We start from the raw sequence: 20,407 nt of genomic DNA, 5'->3' as shown, positions 1-20,407 counted from the left end.
TGTGCACCGGCAATCAACACGGCAGGCAGGACATGTTTGAATCCCGCATCGTTGAAATCAATGGCATCACCCTTGGCGTCATTCTGCGCGACCACCGTGACGGGCCGTGCAGTTTCCGCGCCCTGCATGAACGCACCACCCGGCTGAACGGCCGCCGCTATGCCACCATGGAGGACGCGCGCGCCGATGCCCGCACCCTGATGCGCATGAGCACCACCGCGCAGACATATGGGCTGCGCGCCTGAAAAGAACGTACAATCATTAAAAGTTTTTGGGTGCCGGCTTTTTTCAAAAAGGCGGCGTTCCTTGAAGCTTTTTGCAAAAAGCTTCACCAAAAACCTTTATTCCGATGAAGCTTCCTTTTCGCCGGGGGACAGCAGCGTGCGTACCAGGTAAAGGCACGACAGCACCACCTGGCGTTCCTGCTCGGCCTGTGGCGCCACGGGGGCGTGGGCGACCCGTCCCTCGATCATCCGCAACGTGCCATGTTCGCCCGCGCGCCCCTGCTGCCAGCGCCGCAGGAACAGCGCCATCGCCTGTTGCGTGGCGGGGGGCAGGTCGTTGCGCCGCGCCACGTCACGCAGGGCGATGACGCTCAGCCCCAGCGTCATCGCCCGCAACTCCGCACGCATGTAGCGTTCGACCATGTCCGCCGGGACGGTGGCGGAATTGCGCAATATACGCACCAGACTGCCCGCGCAGGCCGCCAGCCACTGGTGCGGGGTCGTATGGTTGCGCCCCGCGCCAAGGCCACGCAGGCGCCGCGCGGTCCATGCCGCCGTGCGGCGCATGTGGGAATCGATGCTGAACGGCACGACCATGCGATAGGTCAGGATCGCGAACAGGATGCTGCACAGAAACGCCAGCGTCCCGTTCAGGAACGCGACCTCGTCATAACGTCCCTGGTTCATCGGGCCGATCAGCACCGGCAGGAACATGTTGAACGAAAATGCATATCCCGCCGTCGCCGCGTTGCGCGCCGCAAGCCCGCCGATGGTCATGGGCACCAGCAGCGCGAACACCAGCATTTCCGGCGCGGTGATGGCCGGGATGACCCAGAACGCCAGCACCGTCCCCACCGCCGCGCAGTACAGTCCCCCCTTGAAGAAGGGCGTCCCCGCGATAACCGGGTTTTCGCGCGTCGCCAGCAGGCCATAGACCAGCGCAAGGAAGGAAATGAACGCCGCCCCCTGCCGCCATGCCGTGACCTCCCACACCAGCCACGCGCCAAGGATGGCGCAGCACGCCCGCACGCCGTTTTCCAGCGCCTCGATTGCGTGGCGGCGCGACGTGACGCGAAAGCGGAAACGGTCGTGGCGCACCGGATTGTCGCTGGCGCGGATTTCCGACAGGACATGCCCCACCCCCGCCAGAAGTTCCACGAACAGGGCGGCCAGCGCCGGGTGGGCCTGTGTCGCCTGCCGCCCGCGCCATGTGGCCTGCAGGCGCGTGACGCGCCCCGCCATGTCCGCCGGGTCCGTCCCCCCATCCCGCAGCAGCGCGCACAGGTCGCGCACATATCCCTGCGCCGCATCACGCGCCCCGGCCGCATGGACCCCGCCCGACAGCAGCAGCGACACGCCCCGCGCCCGCGCCAGCAGCGCCAGCAGCCCCGCAAGCGCCGCGCGCGCATGATCGCCCGTCCGGCTGCCGGGTTCGAGTTCAAGCTCGCTGAACTCCACCTGGCTGTTGAACGCCACGAGTTCGCCCAGCGTCGTGCCCATGACGGCGGGCGCGATCTTCCCCTCCAGCAGGTCCGCGACCGTCTGCGCCGTGTTGCCAAACGCCCCCATCAGGCGCGCATGCAGTGCCTGGCGTGCATGTGGCGCGACAGAGGGCATGAACAGGATCGCAAGCGTCGCCTCGCACACCACGCCCAGCACGATGTAGCTGGTGCGCGCGACGCTGATGTCGAACACATGGTCGGGTTCCAGGATCGCGCCCGTTGCGATGATGGCCGACGTAAAGCCCGTCAGCACCAGCCCATAGGCCCGGTAGTTGTCCAGAAGCGTCGCCCCCGCGCAGCACAGGCCGATCCACAGCGCCAGCGCGCAGAAGAACAGGCCCGACGCCTGCGGGAACGCCGCGATCAGCGTCATTGCCGCGACGGAACCCAGCAGCGTGCCCGCCACGCGCCAGCGCGCTTTCGCAAGGCTTTCCCCGCGTGAGGACTGCGCCACCACCCACACCGTCAGCGGCGCCCATTGCGGACTGTCGAGTTCCATCCACATGGCGATCAGCAGCGACATGATCGCGGCAAACGCCGTGCGCAGGGCAAAGGCGAAATCCGCAAGCGAAGGCGCATACAGCCACGACAGCTTCCGCACGAAAGGCGGCAGGAGTGCGGAAAACGTGTCGGGATCGTGGGCGCGCGCGGTCATGACGGGGCCGACCATGCAGACGCACCCCCGCGCGGGTCCAATCGTTTGTCATGATGATATGATAAGAAGGGATTATGAAGGGCGGCCTTGTGGGGGCTGTCCTTGTTCAGGGAGGGGACGTTCTTCTGAAGCTTTTTGGAAAAAGCTTCACCAAAAACTTTTGATCATATGCACAAGGTCCCGACAGGCTGCCTTTTTACCTTAAACAGCCAGAAGTCTTTTTGCTTCTTTTTCTCCAGAAAAAGAAGGCCCTTTCCCCTTACACACGGAACACATCATCAGTCCGCAATCGCATGCACACCTCCCATATCCGCGTCAGCACGGCGGACGGGTTGGGCTGGCGCAGGCGTACGATCGCAACCTCCGGCGCGACGCAGGGCACGATGGGACAGGTGCGCAGGCCCGCGCCGCCCACACTCTCCGGCAGGGCCGCGACCGGCAGGATGCTGCACAGGCGGCCCGCGCGCAGTTCGGAATGCAGCAGGCTGATGGAATCCGTCTCCAGCATGATGGTGGGCGTCACACCGGCCGCGTGGAAACCTGCATCGATGATCTGGCGGCTGCGCAGGTTGCGGGTGAACAGGCACAGCGGAATGGACGCGACCTCCGCCCAGCCGCACTCCGCCCCATCGGGGACGGGGGCGGACATCGCGCCCGCCAGCACATACTGCTCCGCATAGAGCGGGCGCACATCGAACGCCCCACCCTCCGGTATCTGGTCAAGGTAGGTCACGCCCAACTGCACCTCATGCTCACGCAGCATGCGCGCGATGTCCCCCGCCGCGGCGGATCGCACCTCCTGATGCAGGCTGGGGATGGCGGTGCGGAAGCTCTCCAGCAGCAGCGGGATGGTCAGCAGCGCGGGCGGCATCACCCCGATCGACAGCGACCCGCCCGCCACGTCCTGCGCGAACGCGGCCTCCTGCTTCAGCCCGTCAAGGGCGGCGAGCGTCTGCTTGGCCCAGGCGAGGACACGCCGCCCCTCATCCGTCAGGCCAAGGAAGCGGCGGTTGCGGTGGATGACGCAGACGCCAAGTTCATTTTCCAACTGCCTGATCCCCGCCGACAGGGCGGGCTGCGACACGCCGCAATGCTCCGCCGCGCGGGAGAAGTGGCGGAAACGCTCAAGGGCGATCAGGTAGGTCAACTGGCGCAGGAACACGGCATCTCCCGTCAGGTCAGGGGCAATGTCCCTGTTTTACAGAAGATGTCCGTTTCAGGACAGTCGGAGGATAAATTTGCGGAAGTTTCTGGATGCCGCCTTTTGATTGAGAAAGGCGGCGTTTTTCGAAGCTTTTTGAAAAAAGCTTCACCAAAAACTTTTGTACTTCTGAACAAAGTTCCGACAGGCTGCTTCTTTCCTTAATGGATCAAAAGTCTTTTTGCTTCTTTTTCTATAGAAAAAGAAGACCCTACCCCACATACCGCGCAAGGAACGGCGCCGTCGCACTCCGCGCGGCCTTCGCCACCTCGGCGGGCGTCCCGGCGGCGACGACCGTGCCGCCATCCTCCCCCGCACCCGGCCCCATGTCGATCACCCAGTCACCCCCCGCGACCATGCGCATGTCATGTTCGGCCACGATCACGGTATTGCCCTGCCCCACCAGTTCATGCAGGTGCGCCGACAGGCGATCCACATCGGACGGATGCAGCCCGGTCGTCGGTTCGTCCAGCACATACAGCGTATGGCCCCGCCGCTGTTTCTGAAGCTCGGTCGCAAGCTTGATGCGCTGCGCCTCCCCCCCCGACAGTTCGGTCGCCGGCTGGCCCAGCCGCAGGTGGCCAAGGCCGCTGCGCTGCAGGATCGACAGGCAGGTCGCGGCATTGGGCACGTCCGACAGGAAGGCCAGCGCCTGATCCACGTTCATCGCCAGCACATCCGCGATGGAGCGGTCGCGGTAGGTCACCTCCAGCACCTCCGGCCGGTAGCGCGCGCCATGGCAGGTCGGGCACGGGGCATAGACGCTGGGCAGGAACAGCAGTTCGACCATCACCGACCCCGCCCCCTGGCAATGCGGGCAGCGCCCCTTCGCCAGGTTGAAGGAGAACCACCCGGCATCATACCTGCGCGCGCGGGCAAGGTCGGTGCGGGCATACAGCTTGCGCACGATGTCGAACAGGCCGGTATAGGTCGCAAGGTTGGAGCGCGGGGTCCGGCCGATGGGTTTCTGGTCGATCACCACAAGGCGGCCGATCCCCTCCAGCCCGGAGGCGACGCGGCCTTCGGGTTCGCGTGTTTCGGGGGTGGGGGCCTGCGGGTCCTCCTCCTCCTCGGCCACGGGCAGGGCCTGCCCCAGCGCGCGTGCGACGATGCTGGTCAGCGCATGGCTGACGAGCGAGGATTTCCCCGACCCCGATATCCCCGTCACCGACGTGAACACCCCCAGAGGGAAGGCGACATCCAGCCCGTCGAGGTTGTTCCAGCGCACATCCGCAAGCTTCAGCCATCCCTGCGGCGCGCGCGGCACATGGGCAACCACCTGAGACGCGGCGAACAGGTATTCGCGCGTGCGCGACGCGGCAACATCGCGCAGGCCGGCAGGCGGCCCGCAATACAGGATTTCGCCCCCGCGCTCGCCCGCTTCAGGCCCGACATCGACAATCCATGCGGCATGGCGGATGACGTCGAGGTTGTGTTCCACAAGGAACAGCGAATTGCCCGCCGCGCACAGCCGCCCCAGCGCCGCCAGCAGCGCCTGCGTATCCGCCGGGTGCAGCCCTGACGAGGGTTCGTCGAGCACATAGACCACACCAAACAGGCTGGAATGGATCTGCGTACCAAGGCGCAGGCGCTGGTATTCCCCCGGAGAAAGCGTCTGCACCCCGCGATCCATCTGCAGGTATCCCAGCCCCAGCTGCGCCAGCACGTCGATGCGCGCGACCATGTCGGCGGCGATGCGGCGCGCGGCAATCGCGATAGCGTCGTCCTGCGTGCTGGCCCCCACATCGGCCACGCCCGCCAGCACGTCACGGATGCGCCCCAGCGGCAGCGCGACCATCGCCGCGATGTTCATCCCCGCGAACGTCACCCGCAGCGCATCGGGGTTCAGCCGCTGCCCATGGCAGACCGGGCAGTCGGTGGAGATCATGAATGACGCCGCGCGCCTGCGCATGGTCTCGCTCTGCGAATTGGCGAAGGTCTGCGTGACATAACGCCGCGCGCCGGTGAAGGTGCCCTGGTACGCGGGCTCCACCCCATTGGCGATCGCGGCCTGCACCTGCGCATGCGTCAGCCCCGGATAGACGGGGACGGTGGGCGTTTCGTCCGTGAACAGGATCCAGTCGCGTGTCTTGCGCGGCAGGTCGCGCCATGGGCAGTCCACGTCGATGCCCATGGTGATCAGGATATCGCGCAGGTTCTGCCCCTGCCATGCGGTGGGCCACGCCGCGACGGCGCGGTCGCGGATCGACAGGCTGTCATCGGGGACCAGCGTGGCCTCCGTCACGTCATGGACACGCCCCAGCCCGTGGCAGCGCGGGCAGGCCCCCATGGGCGTGTTGGGGGAGAAGGATTCCGCCTCCAGCCGCGCAAGGCCGGGGGGATAGGTGCCCGCGCGCGAATAGAGCATGCGCAGGAGGTTCGACAGCGTGGTGATGCTGCCGACCGAGGAACGCCCCGAACTGCCGCCGCGCTGCTGCTGCAGCGCGATGGCGGGGGGCAGGCCATCGACGGTGTCCACATCGGGCACCGGCATCTGCTGGAACAGCCGCCGCGCATAGGGGGAGACGGATTCAAGGTACCTGCGCTGCGCCTCGGCATATAATGTGCCGAACGCCAGCGATGACTTGCCCGACCCCGACACCCCGGTAAACACCACCATCGTATCGCGCGGCACGTCGATATCCACGTCACGCAGGTTATGTTCGCGCGCGCCGCGCACGCGCACGAAATCCTGTCGGTCCGATGATGATGGCGGGATGGATGGCGGCATGATGCGAACTCCGGCGGGTGGGTCATGCCATGATCCCATCCCCCCTCCCCCCGTTCAACCCCGCCACGCGCATGGCCGCGGACATGGCCGGGCATGTCATGCGTCATGCTGTCACACGGGCAGGCGTGCAATCGGGAACGCTGACGCTGCGGCAGGACAGCCCTTCCCCTGCCTGAATGTTACAAAATTATGACAATATCAGAAGATTTCGGAACATATGCCCGCAATTATGGTCATTTCATGCGCCCGGTGTTGCACGCACGCAATGTCATGAAACCTTCACATGAATTCACGCAACCGGGCGGATAGAGCATCTCCTGCCTTTTCACTCAGGAGAATCCCAGGTGCCACCCAAGTTGATCCGCAGTGGTCGTATTGCCCTTGGCCTGTTCTGCTCTACCATTGCCCTGTCCGTCGCCCAAGCCCAGACGGTACAGAGCCCGGCGGCAGAAAAGAAGCCCACCCGCACCCCCCACAAGACCAGCGCGACAGCGAAAAAGGAAAACGACGGCTATTCCAACGGGAATGTGGAACAGATCATGGCGACCGCCCGGCGCACCCGGTCGGAGCAGAGCATCAACCACACCCAGTTGCAGCGCATCCTGCCGGGCATCAACCCGGTGAAGGCACTTGAGATCCTTCCTGGCGTCATCTTTGAAAATGCCGACCCGTGGGGCAACAACGAACAGAATTCGTCGCTGTACATCCATGGCTTCAACCAGAACCAGCTTGGCTTCACCCTTGATGGCGTGCCACTGGGCGATCAGTCCTATGGCAACTATAACGGCCTGTCGCCGCAGCGCGCGGCGCTGAGCGAGAACATCGCCTCCACCTCGGTCGCGACGGGCGCTGGCGCGCTGGGCACGGCCTCGACCTCCAACCTTGGCGGTTCGCTGCAGTTCACGACGCAGGACCCGATGCACAAGGCGGGGGGGCAGATTTCACAGACATTCGGCAGCTGGTCCACCTTCCGCACCTTTGCGCGTGTCGATACGGGTGATTTCGGCAACGGCAATTCGGCCTACTTCTCCTGGGCGCGGCAGGATGCGCGGGCGTGGGATTTCGCGGGGCACCAGGGCGGCAACCAGGTCAACGCCAAGTTCGTCCACCAGGGGTCAAAGGACAAGGTCACGGCCTTCTTCGACTGGTCGGACAAGGTCGAACCGAACGAGGACGGGATTGTCGAACCCGCCGGCGGCAGCATGTATGTCCGCCCGTTCCTGTATCCGAACCTGAAGGAAGCGGTGAACTACTATAACGGTTCCGCCGCCTACAAGGCCGCGGGCAACAACTACCGCAACTACTATTCCGATGCGCAGCGCGAGGATTTCCTGGCCTATGTGAAGTGGACGCACGATTTCTCGTCCAACCTGCACTGGGACAACCAGATCTATTACCATCATGACATGGGCGAGGGCGTCGTCGCGGGTCCCATCAGCGCCGCCGGCCTGCCGACCCTGTTCAGCGCCTATTTCCCCAGTGATTCCTCCTCGCAGCTGTCTGGCGTGTTCGGCGGTTCGGGCATGGCGACGCGCACGACCGAATACTGGGACAACCGTGGCGGCATCATGTCCACCCTGCATTACAAGGTGGGACACCACAACATCGAACTGGGCGGCTGGTACGAACGCAACGACAACACGCAGGCCCGGCGCTGGTACGCCTTTGACATCAACAACCCCACCAGCCCCTATGACCGGCAGCAGAACCCGCTGATCCACCAGTACACCAACCTGTTCTACACCAACACCATCACGACGCACCTGCAGGACAGCTGGCAGATCACCAAGAACTTCATGCTCAGCGCCGGGTTCAAGTCGGAACTGGTCTATACCGACGGCACCCTGCCGGTCGCGGCCCTGCCGGGATCGCTGTCACCTTCGACCGCGCGCACCATCCCCGGCGGCAACGTCAATACGGCCAAGCCCTTCCTGCCCGCATTCGGCGCGCTGTGGAACATCACCCCGCACGAGCAGTGGTTCGCGAACATCCAGGAAAACATGCGCTCCTTCCAGGATACGGGATACGGCAACGCCAGCCCGTGGGGCATGACCAGCCAGGCCGCGTTCGAGGATTTCAAGAAGCACGGCAAGGTGGAGACCGCATGGACATACGAAACCGGCCTGCGCACCAACCGCCACGTCAACCTTGGCCCGCTGACGAACATCAGCGGACAGCTTGAATACTACCACGTGCATTATTCGAACCGCCTGCTGTCGGTCGCGTCCTCGCCCTACAACTCCTCTGTGTCCTACATCATCGGCAGCGCGAACATCCTGACAAACGTGGGATCGGTCAGCACCGACGGCATGGACTTCTCGTTCACGGCGCAGTTCGGGCGGCATTTCTCCTTCTACAACGCGCTTTCGTATAACAAGTCCGTCTATAACGACAATTACGTGACCGGCACCACGGTCGTGCCGACCGCGGGCAAGAATGTCGCGGGCGTGCCGAACTGGACCGAAAAGTTCGTGGCCTCCACCAACTGGGGCGATTTCTACGGGCAGTTCATCGGTGACGTGATCGGCCGGCGCTACACCACCTTCACCAACGACCTGTCGGCCAAGGCCTATACCCTGTTCAGCATCAACGCCGGGTATACCATCCGCAACATCCCGCATGTGCAGTGCCTGAAGATCCAGGGCAACATCACCAACCTGACGGGCACGCGCGGGTGGTCCACCCTGAACACCACATATGCCAGCGGCCAGTACACCGCCTTCCCGATCGCACCGCGCATGTTCTTCCTGACGGTCGGGGCGAGCTTCTGATCGAGGAGAAATTTCAAGAAGTTTCTGGTGAAGCTTTTTCCAAAAACCTTGAAAGAACGACGCCTTTTTAAAAAAGGCGGCACCCAGAAACATTTATTCTGATGCGCCTAAATCATTTCAGGATACGCCTGCCCCGGCACCACGGGGCAGGCGTTTTTGTGTACCGCCCCTTACGCCAGCACCGCATCGGCGGCGGAGCCGAAGAATTCGTAACGGATCCGCTCCTGCGGCACGCCCGCCGCCTTCAGTGCCGCGACCATGTCACGCATGAAGCCGTCCGGCCCGCAGATGTACCATGTCGCATCCGCATCCACCTGCTGCGACAGCCATTGCGACGTGATCCGCCCCTCATGCCGGGTCACGCCCACGGGGGCGCCTTCCCCTTTCGGGGCTTCGCGGCTGTAGAAGATATCGGCCGTCAGTTTCCCCGCCGCCGCAAGGTCACGGACATACGCGCCAAACGCCTCCGTCGCGGGCGTGCGCGTCCCATGGATATAGCGCACCGGCACGCGCGCGCCGCTTTCCTCCAGCGCGCCAAGCATGGACATGAACGGCGTCAGCCCCACGCCCGCGCTGAGGAAGACAAGGGAAGATGGCGGCGGACTGGCAAGGGTGAACTCCCCCGCCGGGGCGGAGACCTGCACGATCGCGCCTTCGCGCACCGTATCATCCAGCCAGTCGGACACGACGCCGCCCTCGATACGGCGGACGCTGATGCGGTAATGGTGCGGATTCGGCGCGGAGGAGATGCTGTAGTTGCGGCGTTCGGACCCATGGCCCGGCACGTCAAGGCGGAAGCTGAGATACTGCCCCGGCACATGGCGCATCACCGGCTTCCCGTCTTCAGGCACCAGCGTGAAGGAAACGATGCCCTGCGCCTGCTGCACGCGCGATTGCACGCGAAACGCTCGCCATCCGACCCATCCGCCGGGGGCGGCGGCGTGCGCCTCATAGATCTGCTCCTCCCGCCCGATCAGGATTTCCGCGAGGAACCAGTACGCCTTGCCCCATGCGTCAAGGATTTCGGGGGTCGCCGCATCGCCCAGCACCTGCGCGATCGCCCCCAGCAGGGCATCGGCCACATACGGGTAATGCTGCGGCAGGATGTTCAGCCCGACATGCTTTTCGGCAATGCGTTCGACCATCCCCGACAGTGCGCCAAGATTGTCGATGTTGCGCGCATAGGCCAGCACCGCAAGCGCCAGCGCACGCGGCTGTTCCCCATCGCGCTGGTGCGAAAGGTTGAACAGGTCGCGGATGTCCGGGTTGGCCAGCAGGCGGCGGTACATCTCGGTCGTGATGGCAAGGCCGTGCGCCTCCAGCGCGGGCACGCAGGCGCTGATGATGGCGCGGGTCCTGTCATCAAGGGGGGAAGCCATGGGAATCTCCAATAAGGTGTCCGTTTCGCACATCTTTTATAATGCTGGAAAAAGATGTCAATGTTGGATACCTCTCGCCCATGCGTTTGACCCTGCATACAGACTATGCCCTGAGGACACTGATCTATCTGGGAATCCATACGGACCGCCTGACCTCCATCCACGAGATCGCGCAGGCCTATGGCATTTCGGAGAATCATCTGGTCAAGATCATCCACCGGCTGGGCCGTGGCGGTTTTGTGGAAACGCTGCGTGTCCGCAGGGGGGGACTGCGCCTTGGGCGTCCGGCGGATGAAATCCGGATTGGCGATGTCGTGCGCTATACCGAGGAAGACCTCGGCCTTGTGACCTGCATGCAGCCCCCGGCGGAAGGGACGCGGCCGTGCCTGCTGGTGGGGGGATGCTCCCTGCGCGGCGTTCTGGACGAGGCGCTGGAGTCGTTCATGAATGTGCTCGACAGCTATACGCTGGCGCAGGCGATCACGGCGCATGAACGCCGTTTCCTGGGTGACCCGCCGTCCCTGTCCGCCTGAATGTGCAGATAATGGAAATTTTTCCCTGCTGAGGCTTCTGGCAGGAAGCCCCCGCAGGGCAGCCGCCCCTGTGCAATGGGGCGGCTGCCGGATCCCGTGACCCCTTTTGTGGCGTCGGGGCTCCCGGCTTCAGTCCTCCTCGCCCTTCCTGCGGCGGCCGCGCGGGCGCGCGGTTGCGTCCGTTTCCGCGTCCGCCTGCGGGGTTGCGGCGGCACTCGCGGAGGCACTGGTGATGCTGCGCCCAAGCCCGCTCTGCTGTGCAAGGGCGGAGCGCTTGGCGGCATAGTTGGGCGCGGTCATCGGGTAATGCGGCGGCAGGCCCCACTTTTCGCGGTACTGGTCCGGGGTCATGCCATAGGCCCGGTCAAGGTGCCGCTTGAGCATCTTGAGCTTCTTTCCGTCCTCAAGGCAGATGATGTAGTCGGGGAAGACCGATTTCTTGATCGGCACCGCGGGCTGCTGCGGCTCAGCCCTGTCCTGCCCGTCCCGTGTGGTGGTGCCAAGGGCGGCGAAGACATTGCGGATCAGTTCCGGCACGCGCTCCGGCGGCAGGCTGTTATTGGCCATGTAAGCTGAAACGATATCCGTCGTCAGGGACATGATTTCAGAGTTCTGGATGAGTTTCTTATCCAATTTGCCACCATTCATACAAAAATATCATAATAATATTATCGGCTTCATGATAATAATCCCATGCCGCGCAATACGCAATTCTCCTCCCCGCGCGATATGCAGCACCTATAGGGACGGCTGCATGAATTGACCATATCGCGTTACATATTACCGGCAACAGTTATACATGGCGACATTCCCGTCATTATGAACCGGCCCGTCACCATCCGCCATGACAGGCCGGGACGCCATGTCTTGTGTATTCATCGCGACGACTGCACCCGAAGTTCCCTTCTTTATTGCATATTCCCGTCATGCCGCACGCCTATACCCGCGTGCCCCTGCGTAACGTCCCATGCGGCACCGTACGCCTGCAGGATGGCGGGGGAGAACTTTCATTCCTTATCAAGGGCCTGCCCCGGCAATACTCTGTCAGAACTTGACCTGGAACAGCGACATGATCCCCTGGAAGCGCTCCGCTCTGCTGTTGCCCGTCACCTGGCCGTATTCATATTCCAGCGTCACCCTGACGATGTCGGTGGGCCACCAGTTGACGGCAAGGGCCGCGATCTTCTGGTTCCCGCCATGGACCGCCCCGGATTGCAGGTCCACCTGCGAATACCGCGCCGCGACCTCCAGCACGCCATACCCGTTGCACGCCACATGCCGCGCATGGTCGCAGGTCGGCGATGAAAACGCGGCCGAACGCCCCTTCCACGCACGCGGGCGGCCGTTGAGCGTATAGGCAAGGTCCCCGTACCACCCGTGAAACCGCAACTGCCCGCCCGCCGTGGGCATGCGGGTGTTGACGAGGAGATCGTACCCCTCCCCCTGGAACAGCAGGCGCTTCCACGCCACGGCGGCCTCCACGCCGAAGGCCCCGGCGCTGTCGGCATACAGCCTGCCGGTATGCAGGTATTTCGACACCGTGCCCGGATTGATCTCGGGATTGTCGGACAGGGATACGGCAGGCCCGCTGCCCGTCATGGCGGCGGGACGGAACGCCCATTCCCCCGAAAAGCCCAGATGCACCAGCAGCGCATGTGTCCGCACCGGCAGTCCCACCAGCCGGAACGCCATGCCGCGCTGGTTGCCGTCCTGTCCCGGCCCGGCGGTCCCGGCCGTTGCGGAAATGGCAAGGTGATAGCGACGGCCATAGGTTTCGGCCTGCACCGCCTGGCGTTCGATCCCGGCGGCAAGGTTGCGCGTCACGGTGGAAATGCTGGCGCGTTCGACGAAGATGGTGTCGCCCTGCGCCTGCATGGATTCAAGCCCGAAGCTGGGTTTGAACACCCCGGCCGTAAAGACGAAATGCTTCAGCCCGACATAGGAGACCTGCCCCTCGAACAGGCGCATCGGCCCGTTGGGGGCGGGGCCGAAATCCCAGATCGCGCCGATTTCCACCTGCTGGTGGATGTTCATCCGCACGCCATTGCGCAACCGCGCGCCGCGTGCGCCGGTGCCCATCGGGGTGGGCGTGGACTGTGCGAACCCTCCGACATCCAGCTGGTCCGTGGCATAGGGACGGATGGTGATGCCCGGCAGGGTCACGGTGGGGACGGCCTGCGCATGGGCGCGGCCACAGACCAGCAGCAGGGACAGACACGCCCCCCACATGATTCCCGACCGACCCGACACAGGATCCCGCATTCCCCACATCCCCCGACGGGCGGGTCATAACATCACGCGGACATCGCGCGAAACGCCATACGGGACACCAGCACAAACGTGAGGGGGCGCCATGACGCCCGGCAGCCTTACGGGACGCCGCGCCCGGTCAGGGCATCGGGCAGCGCGCCGCCATTGCGCTCGCGCGCGCCATCATGGGCCGGGGGCAGCCACAGCGTGCACGACGTGCCCTCCCCCTCGCGGCTTTCGATCTGCAGGCGGCCGCCATGGCGGTCCACGATATGCTTGACGATCGCAAGGCCAAGGCCCGTGCCCTGCTGCACCTGCCCCGGCACGCGATAGAACTGCTCCGTCACGCGCGGCAGGTAGCGCGCGGGGATACCGGGGCCATTGTCGCGCACGCACACCACGACGCCCCCGCCACAGGGCCACGGCGCATGCGGGCCACCGTCGCGTCCCGGCGCGTTCGCCACCGTAACGTCCACATGTGCCCTGCGTCCCGCCACACCGGGGGCATAGCGGATGGCGTTGCCCACAAGGTTGAGCATCACCTGCACGATCTGGTCCGCATCGGCCATGACCGGCGCGGTATCGGGCGCAACGTCAAGCGCGCAGGTAATATCCGCCCCTTCGAGCAGGGGCCGGGCCTCGTCCATCGCGCGGGCGACGACGGGGGCGATGTCGATGCGCGTGCGCGGGCGCTGGTGCTCGACCATCTGCACCCGCGACAGGTACGACAGCCGGTCCAGCAGGCGCAGCATGCGTTCGGCCTGCCCCGCCATGATGCCAAGGAAACGCGCGCGCGCCGGCGCGTCATTGGCGGCAGGCCCGCGCAGGGTTTCGATGAACCCAGACAGCGCGGCCAGCGGCGTGCGCAGTTCATGGCTGGCATGGGCGACGAAATCGCCGCGCATCCGGTCGAGCGCATCCTGCCCCGTCCGGTCCTCCAGCAATGCGACGACCACGCCACGCCCACGGGGGGTGGAGGGCGCGATCCGGCGCAGCAGCACACGCACCACCCGGCGCACCGGGACATCGAGTGTCACGGTCGTTTCCGCCGTGGTCGAAAGCTTTTCCAGCACCTGCTGGGTCGCGGGATGGCGCACGATCGCGCCGAGCGTGTCGCCAAACACGTCCCGCGCCGACGTGGAGGCATGGGCAAGGTCACCGCGCGGGCCAAAGACGATGCACGCGCCGGGCAGGAGGTCGAGCATGTGCGGCAGCGTCGCCAGCGGATCGACACGCGACGGGTCCTCGCGCGGGCGCAGGCTGCCTGCCGCGCGATCCGTGACGGGGGCGTCGTGATCCTGCGTCGCCCCATCGGCCGGATCGGGACCGGTCGGGGCGCCATCCCCGCGCCCGCGATACCGGCGCACCGCCCGCGACACCACGGCACGCGCGACGGCATATCCCCCGCCGCCAAGCGCCACACCCGCAAGGAGGTCATGCATGGGCGCGCGCGCGGCCGGACCGGGCGATCATCAGGGCGTCACGTCACCGGACATGTCGTCAAGGGCATAGCCGCTGGCGCGGACCGTGCGGATCAGGTCCGGCAGGTCCCCTTCGTTGAGGATGCGGCGCAGGCGGCGGATATGGACATCGACCGTGCGCGATTCCACATGCACCCCGCGTTCCCACACCGAACGCAGCAGATCCTCGCGCGAGAAGACGCGGTTGGGATTGCGCATGAAGAATTCCAGCAGGCGGTATTCCGTCGGCCCGGGCGACAGCACGCGGCCCGCGCGCGTCACGCGGTGGCTGACGGGATCAAGCACGACATCGACAAAGCGCAGCACCGCCGTCGCATCCACCTGTGGCGCGGCGGTTGCGCCCCCCCCGGCGTTCAGCACGCTGCGCCGCAGCAGGGCGCGCACGCGGGCGTTGAGCGCCTCCATCCCGCAGGGTTTCGTCAGGTAATCATCCGCGCCGGTATCGAGCGCATGCACGCTGTCGCTTTCGGCGGTGCGCGCCGTCAGCATCAGCACCGGCATGTCGCGCATGGCCCCGCTGCGCGCGCGCAGCCTGCGGCACAGGTCCACCCCCGACAGGCCCGGCAGCATCCAGTCCAGCACCAGCAGGTCGGGCTGCCACGATCCCACCTGTTCAAGCGCGTCAAGCCCGTCGGCCACGGCGCGGACCTCGTATCCCGCCGCCTCGAGGTTGTAGGTGACGAGGACGGACAGCGCCTCGTCATCCTCCGCCACGAGGATCCTTGCACGCGGTTCGGCGGCGGGATCGGCGGCGGCAGCAGCGGTGGACAGCGACGTCACGATGCGTCGCCCCCCTTCACGCCATGCCGCGCCAGTTCATCCCTGAGCGCGTCATCGGGGGCGGCGGCGGTGCCGGAAAACCCGCCGCGCGGGCGCACGACCGGCAGGATGTCGCCGGTCACGGTGTAGTACACACGCTCCGCGATGTTGGTGGCGTGGTCACCGATGCGCTCCAGGTTCTTGGCGATGAACAGCAGGTGCGTGCATGGCCCGATATTGCGCGGGTCCTCCATCATGTACGTCACCAGTTCGCGGAACATCGCGGTATAGAGTTCATCGACCGCCGTGTCGGACTGCCACACCTCGTACGCCTTTTCGGGGTCGCGCTGCGTCATGGCGTCGATCGCGCGGCGCAGGTTGTCCTGCACCAGGCGCCCCATGCCCCGAAACCCGCTGAGCGAGACGCGCGTGCCCAGCAGTTCCGTGCGCAGCGAACGCCGCGCGACCGAGGCCGCGCAGTCCCCGATGCGTTCCATGTCGCCGGTGATCTTGAGCGCGGAGACGACCTCGCGCAGGTCGCCCGCCACCGGGGAGCGCAGGGCGAGGATGCGGATGACCATCGCCTCCACATCGCGTTCGAGGACATCGACCTGCGGGTCGAGTTCGGGGGCGGCGGCGGCGGCGTTCTCGTCATGGTCCACCACGGCGGCGACCGCCTGCGATGTCTGGCGTTCCACCAGCCCGCCCATGCGAACCATCATGGCGCGCAGCCGTTCAAGTTCCTGTTCGAAACTGCTGACGATATGTGTGGATTCCTGTCCCATCAGCCCCTGTCCCATTTCCGCGTCCGCCATGCGCCTGATCGGTACGGCGCATATTTCACCATGATTTCAGGGCTTACGGACCTTATGACAGGTATATTATATCGCCTGCGCGTTTCTTCCAAGGTGGAAAGCCGGGGACGGCGCTATTGTCATATTTCTGAAACATCAACATTTTCAAACGCCTTTTGCCAAGGAAACCGCCGTCCCATGACCCGCCGCGCCCTTTCCCAGCATCCCCCGGCAAGGACCCGTGCCACGCCGCGCCATGTGCTGGCCGCCGTCATGGCGGTGCTTGGCGGGGCAAATGACGCCGCATGGGCGGCCCCCGCCGCACCGGCCGCCACCCCCACCGGCACCCCCGCGGGCACGGACACGCGGCACATGGCGGCGGCCACCACGCCGCGACCGGGCACCACGACACCCGCCCCGGCGCACGAACACATTTCCGTCACCCAGGCCCATCCCCACGGCCACCAGCCCGGCGGCGGGCTGCTGCGGGAGGAAAAGGCCCCGAAATCCGTCAGCACCATCGGCACCGATTTCATGGACAAGCAGGCGCCCTCCGCCACGGCATTCGACATGGTCGCGATGCTGCCCGGCGCCAACGTCGCGACCTCCGACCCGCTCGGCTTCTCGCCACAGACGAACATCAACGTGCGCGGCATGGGCGGGGATTCGATCGGCTACCTGCTCGAGGGGATGCCGCTCAACGACATCGCCTATTACAACGGCTATCCGGGGCAGTTCGCGGATACGGAGAATTACCAGACCGTCTCCCTCGCGCAGGGGGCGGCGGACCTTGACGCCCCCGTGCTCAACGCGGCGGGCGGCCTGATGGAGATGACGTTCCGCGACCCGGCGGAACGTGCGGGCGGCTATGCCGACGTGTCGTACGGGTCATACAACACCAACCGCGAATTCCTGCGGCTGGAGACAGGCACCATCGGCCATAGCGGCATCCGCGGCTTCGTCTCCTACTCCCACGGCTATACCGACAACTGGCGCGGGCCGGGGCATGACGAACGCCAGCATATCGATTTCAAGTTCCTGCGCGACTGGGGCGATGACAACCGCGTCTCCATCATCGGGACATGGAACACCATGGTCGCCAGCTACTACCCGCTGGTGGACAAGGCGGACTGGAAACAGTCGGGGCCGTATGGCGCGGCAAACAACCTTGCGCGCCACTATGACCCCGATGACGCGGCGGGCGGGGCGGATTACGCGCCGCTGTACCGCCAGCCGGAGCGCATCTTCTATGTCGCCGCCCCCTCGCGCTTCAACCTGACGCACGGGCTGCGGCTGAAGATGACGCCCTATGCGCAGTGGAGCTATGGCAACGACCCGTCGGGCACGACGCTGGCGGATGCGGGGATGTATGCCGAAGGGCAGGCAACGCCGCGCGGGGTGCCGGGCGTGGACGACCTGGTGCGCGCGAACTGGACGCAGAACAGCTACCGCGCCGGGGTGAACGCGACGCTGGACTGGCACATCGCCAACCATGACCTCGTGCTGGGCGCATGGTACGACTATTCCGACGACAATGAAAAACAGCCCTTTACCGCCGTCAATGCGAACGGATATGCCCCCGACATCTGGGTGGACCGCATCAGCCGCACCATCCTGACCCCCGACGGCCGGCAGTTGCAGGCGGGCGGGTTCCATTCCATCGCGCAGACCAACGCCCTGTACGTGGGCGACCGGATGACGTTCCTGCACAAGAAGCTGCACCTGGAGGTCGGGTTCAAGGACGTGATGCTCGACCGGCACGGCAGCACGACCGACGCCGCGTGGAACCAGACCAATGTCGGCAGCAACACGTCCATCCCGCTGCCGCGCATGGCCATCAGCTACCAGATCACGCCGCGCCACCAGGTCTTCTTCAACACCACCACCAGTTTCCGCACGCCCGATGAATCCGCGCTGTTCACCACCTACAGCCCGATTACCGGCGCGCTCGACCCAAACCGGGTGAAGAACCAGTATTCCGTGTCGGAGGAGCTGGGCTACCGCTATTCCGGGACGTGGCTGATGGGTGGGGTGACGCTGTTCAACTACGACTTCACCAACCGCGAGATCCAGACCACCATCGACGTGAACAATGCGACCGTGGCCTCCACGCTCAATGGCGGGGGGCAGACGACGCGCGGCGTGGACGTGGAGGTCGGCACCCATCCGTGGCACCACTGGAGCCCCTACCTGTCGGGGGAATACCTGCATGCCACCATCGACGACGACATTTCCGTCAATGGCGACCTGCTGCGCACGCGCGGGCGCACCGCCGTCAACAGCCCGACGCTGCAGGCATCCGCGGGCATCAGCTATGACGACGGGCATTTCTTCGGCATGGCGGACGTGAAATATGTCGGCCACCAGTATGCGACCTTCATGAATGACGAACGCCTGTCGGACCATACTACCGGCAACCTTGCATTCGGGTACCGCATGGACAGCCACTATTTCCTGTCGCGGCCGGAATTGCGCATGAACTTCATCAACATCACCAACCAGCATTACCTGTCCGGTGTCGCCGCCCCCACCTTCAACGCGCGCGACACGACCGGCGTGCATGGCACCACCATCGCCGGGCAGACGCCGACCTATTACGTGGGTGGCGGGCTTGCGGTGCTGTTCACGGCCTCCACCGGGTTCTGAACGGTCAAGGGAAATGAATAGAAGTTTTTGGTGAAGCTTTTTTCAAAAAGCTTCAGAAGACGTCGCCTTTTTGAAAAAAGGCGACACCCAAAAACTTCTATTCCTTTATCAACAGTTTTCATCCTCCCTGACCGGACGCGGGCACAGCAGCAGCACGCCCACCCCGGCCGCCATGAAGGCACACGCCGGGATGGCAAGGAACCCGACCCCGATCCCCGCGCGCGCGGCCGCCGCCTGCGCATGGTCGCCCGCGACCAGTCCGTATCCCGCCAGCAGCCACGCCAGCATGCTGCCCCCACCATCGAACGCCAGCTTGGATGCCGTGGAATTGAGCGCCCACGCCAGCCCCGCCGTGCGCACGCCGCTTGCGCGCGCGCCCTCCTCCACATACTCCGCCAGCAATGCGAAGCAGGCCGGGTTGCACAGGCCAAGGCACAGGCCGAACAGGCACATCGCCGCCACCGTCACCGCCCATGATGGCGGGCACAGCCACGCCAGCGCCAGCCACGTCCCGCACAGGCACGTCCCCACCCCCATCAGGCCCCGGTTTCCCCACCGCCGGGCGAGTGTCGCGCTGCACGCGCTGCCGCACAGGCCCAGCACGTTCATCGCGCCAAGGATCCAGCCCGCGTCATGGTCGCTGCCGCCCAGCACGAAGCGCACGTAATAGACCAGCGCGCCGAACATGAAGGTCGATCCCAGCATGACAAGGATCATCGCCCCCGTCAGGCGCAGCCACCCGCCATTGCCCAACAGTGCGCGCGCCAGCACACGCACGGGCAGGCGGTCGCGATGCGCGCGGGCGCGTTCATGGCACAGCGTGGCCACCAACCCCAGCAGGGCGGCGACCACCCCTGCCACCACCATCATGAACAGCATGAAGCCATGCCGCCTGTCGCCATGGCCCAGCCAGTCCACCGCCGGCAGCGTCAGCACCGCGATCAGTAGCGTGCCGCACCCCGCCCCCACCATGCGCGCGCTGGCCAGGCGCAGGCGGATGGCCGGGTCGTCGGAAATCAGGCTGGTCAGCGCGCCATAGGCGGTGTTCGTCACGCTGTAGGTCACGCACAGGCCCATGTAGGTGGCGCAGGCCCAGACATAGCGCGCCATGCCCGCCTGCCCGCCCACCGGCACGAAGGCCAGCACGATCATGAAAGCGAACGGCACAAGCCCCGCGCGCAGCAGCGGCAGCGCCTGCCGCCCCGCCGGGCGCCGGTCGATCACCATGCCCACCACCGGGTCGGCCACGATGCTGATGGCGCGCGCGCACAGCAGGATGAGTGCTACGGACGCGGGCGGGAACAGGCAGATATCGGTATAGAAATATTCCAGGTAGCTGAGCATCAGCCCCCAGATGGAGGGATCGAAGAACCCTTGATTGATGTGCTTGGCCGGTAATTTCTGGGTTTTGGCGATTTGATTGACGGTTTTTGCGATGGCGTCCAGTCTGCGTTTTGAGCAGATTGGGAGTTGTCTCTCGC

The 20,407-nt window shown here is 65.2% G+C and carries 15 protein-coding genes; 5 read left to right on the top strand and 10 right to left on the bottom strand.

Annotated elements, in window-relative coordinates; all coding sequences use genetic code 11:
- Positions 1-32 precede the first annotated feature (32 nt).
- Positions 33-245 carry a hypothetical protein gene (locus tag KMAL_RS17295; protein ID WP_167400159.1) on the top strand — a complete coding sequence of 71 codons (213 nt, stop codon included), beginning with the start codon at positions 33-35 and terminating at the stop codon, positions 243-245.
- A 96-nt stretch (positions 246-341) separates the two neighbouring features.
- Here the strand turns inward: KMAL_RS17295 and KMAL_RS12395 are convergent, their stop codons facing one another.
- The 3 genes from KMAL_RS12395 to KMAL_RS12385 all read right to left on the bottom strand — a co-directional run bounded on the left by KMAL_RS12395 (position 342) and on the right by KMAL_RS12385 (position 6,313).
- Positions 342-2,381 carry an FUSC family protein gene (locus tag KMAL_RS12395; protein WP_110096005.1) on the bottom strand — a complete coding sequence of 680 codons (2,040 nt, stop codon included), beginning with the start codon at positions 2,379-2,381 and terminating at the stop codon, positions 342-344.
- 259 nt (positions 2,382-2,640) lie between these two features.
- Positions 2,641-3,543 (bottom strand): LysR family transcriptional regulator, encoded by a 903-nt coding sequence (locus KMAL_RS12390; RefSeq protein WP_110095997.1) that lies wholly within the window; start codon positions 3,541-3,543, stop codon positions 2,641-2,643.
- A 250-nt stretch (positions 3,544-3,793) separates the two neighbouring features.
- The gene (locus KMAL_RS12385) at positions 3,794-6,313 is read right to left on the bottom strand and encodes an excinuclease ABC subunit UvrA (protein WP_110095996.1); all 2,520 of its coding nucleotides are present in this window, start codon (positions 6,311-6,313) and stop codon (positions 3,794-3,796) included.
- 29 nt (positions 6,314-6,342) lie between these two features.
- Between KMAL_RS12385 and KMAL_RS17290 the strand changes: the two genes are divergently transcribed.
- A complete protein-coding gene (locus KMAL_RS17290; protein ID WP_167400160.1) occupies positions 6,343-6,489 on the top strand; it encodes a hypothetical protein in 147 nt (48 codons plus the stop codon).
- A 168-nt stretch (positions 6,490-6,657) separates the two neighbouring features.
- The gene (locus KMAL_RS12380) at positions 6,658-9,084 is read left to right on the top strand and encodes a TonB-dependent receptor (protein WP_110095995.1); all 2,427 of its coding nucleotides are present in this window, start codon (positions 6,658-6,660) and stop codon (positions 9,082-9,084) included.
- A gap of 170 nt (positions 9,085-9,254) precedes the next feature.
- Here the strand turns inward: KMAL_RS12380 and hmpA are convergent, their stop codons facing one another.
- Entirely contained in the window at positions 9,255-10,463 is a 1,209-nt protein-coding gene (gene hmpA / locus KMAL_RS12375; protein WP_110095994.1) for an NO-inducible flavohemoprotein, read from the bottom strand.
- Positions 10,464-10,543: 80 nt separating this feature from the next.
- Between hmpA and KMAL_RS12370 the strand changes: the two genes are divergently transcribed.
- On the top strand, positions 10,544-10,996 hold the full coding sequence (locus tag KMAL_RS12370; protein ID WP_110096004.1) for an Rrf2 family transcriptional regulator: 453 nt from the start codon (positions 10,544-10,546) through the stop codon (positions 10,994-10,996).
- A gap of 129 nt (positions 10,997-11,125) precedes the next feature.
- Here the strand turns inward: KMAL_RS12370 and KMAL_RS12365 are convergent, their stop codons facing one another.
- The 5 genes from KMAL_RS12365 to phoU form a co-directional block, all read right to left on the bottom strand.
- Positions 11,126-11,596 carry a MucR family transcriptional regulator gene (locus KMAL_RS12365; RefSeq protein ID WP_239020126.1) on the bottom strand — a complete coding sequence of 157 codons (471 nt, stop codon included), beginning with the start codon at positions 11,594-11,596 and terminating at the stop codon, positions 11,126-11,128.
- A 444-nt stretch (positions 11,597-12,040) separates the two neighbouring features.
- The gene (locus KMAL_RS12360) at positions 12,041-13,258 is read right to left on the bottom strand and encodes an OprO/OprP family phosphate-selective porin (protein WP_408887923.1); all 1,218 of its coding nucleotides are present in this window, start codon (positions 13,256-13,258) and stop codon (positions 12,041-12,043) included.
- Positions 13,259-13,365: 107 nt separating this feature from the next.
- Positions 13,366-14,688 carry a sensor histidine kinase gene (locus tag KMAL_RS12355; RefSeq protein WP_110095991.1) on the bottom strand — a complete coding sequence of 441 codons (1,323 nt, stop codon included), beginning with the start codon at positions 14,686-14,688 and terminating at the stop codon, positions 13,366-13,368.
- Between the two features lie 30 nt (positions 14,689-14,718).
- A complete protein-coding gene (locus tag KMAL_RS12350; protein ID WP_110095990.1) occupies positions 14,719-15,507 on the bottom strand; it encodes a response regulator in 789 nt (262 codons plus the stop codon).
- A complete protein-coding gene (gene phoU, locus KMAL_RS12345) occupies positions 15,504-16,271 on the bottom strand; it encodes a phosphate signaling complex protein PhoU (RefSeq protein WP_239020125.1) in 768 nt (255 codons plus the stop codon). The genes KMAL_RS12350 and phoU overlap by 4 nt, the downstream gene beginning before the upstream one ends.
- Positions 16,272-16,478: 207 nt before the next feature.
- Between phoU and KMAL_RS12340 the strand changes: the two genes are divergently transcribed.
- Positions 16,479-18,926, top strand: a complete 2,448-nt coding sequence (locus tag KMAL_RS12340) for a TonB-dependent receptor (protein WP_110095989.1) — start codon at positions 16,479-16,481, stop codon at positions 18,924-18,926.
- A 108-nt stretch (positions 18,927-19,034) separates the two neighbouring features.
- Here the strand turns inward: KMAL_RS12340 and KMAL_RS12335 are convergent, their stop codons facing one another.
- On the bottom strand, positions 19,035-20,270 hold the full coding sequence (locus KMAL_RS12335; protein WP_239020124.1) for an MFS transporter: 1,236 nt from the start codon (positions 20,268-20,270) through the stop codon (positions 19,035-19,037).
- Positions 20,271-20,407 lie beyond the last annotated feature (137 nt).

Source organism: Novacetimonas maltaceti (assembly GCF_002906255.1).
Taxonomy (GTDB): Bacteria; Pseudomonadota; Alphaproteobacteria; order Acetobacterales; family Acetobacteraceae; genus Novacetimonas; species Novacetimonas maltaceti.
Note: the sequence above shows the minus strand (reverse complement) of the source record. Positions and strands in the feature narration are given on the sequence as shown.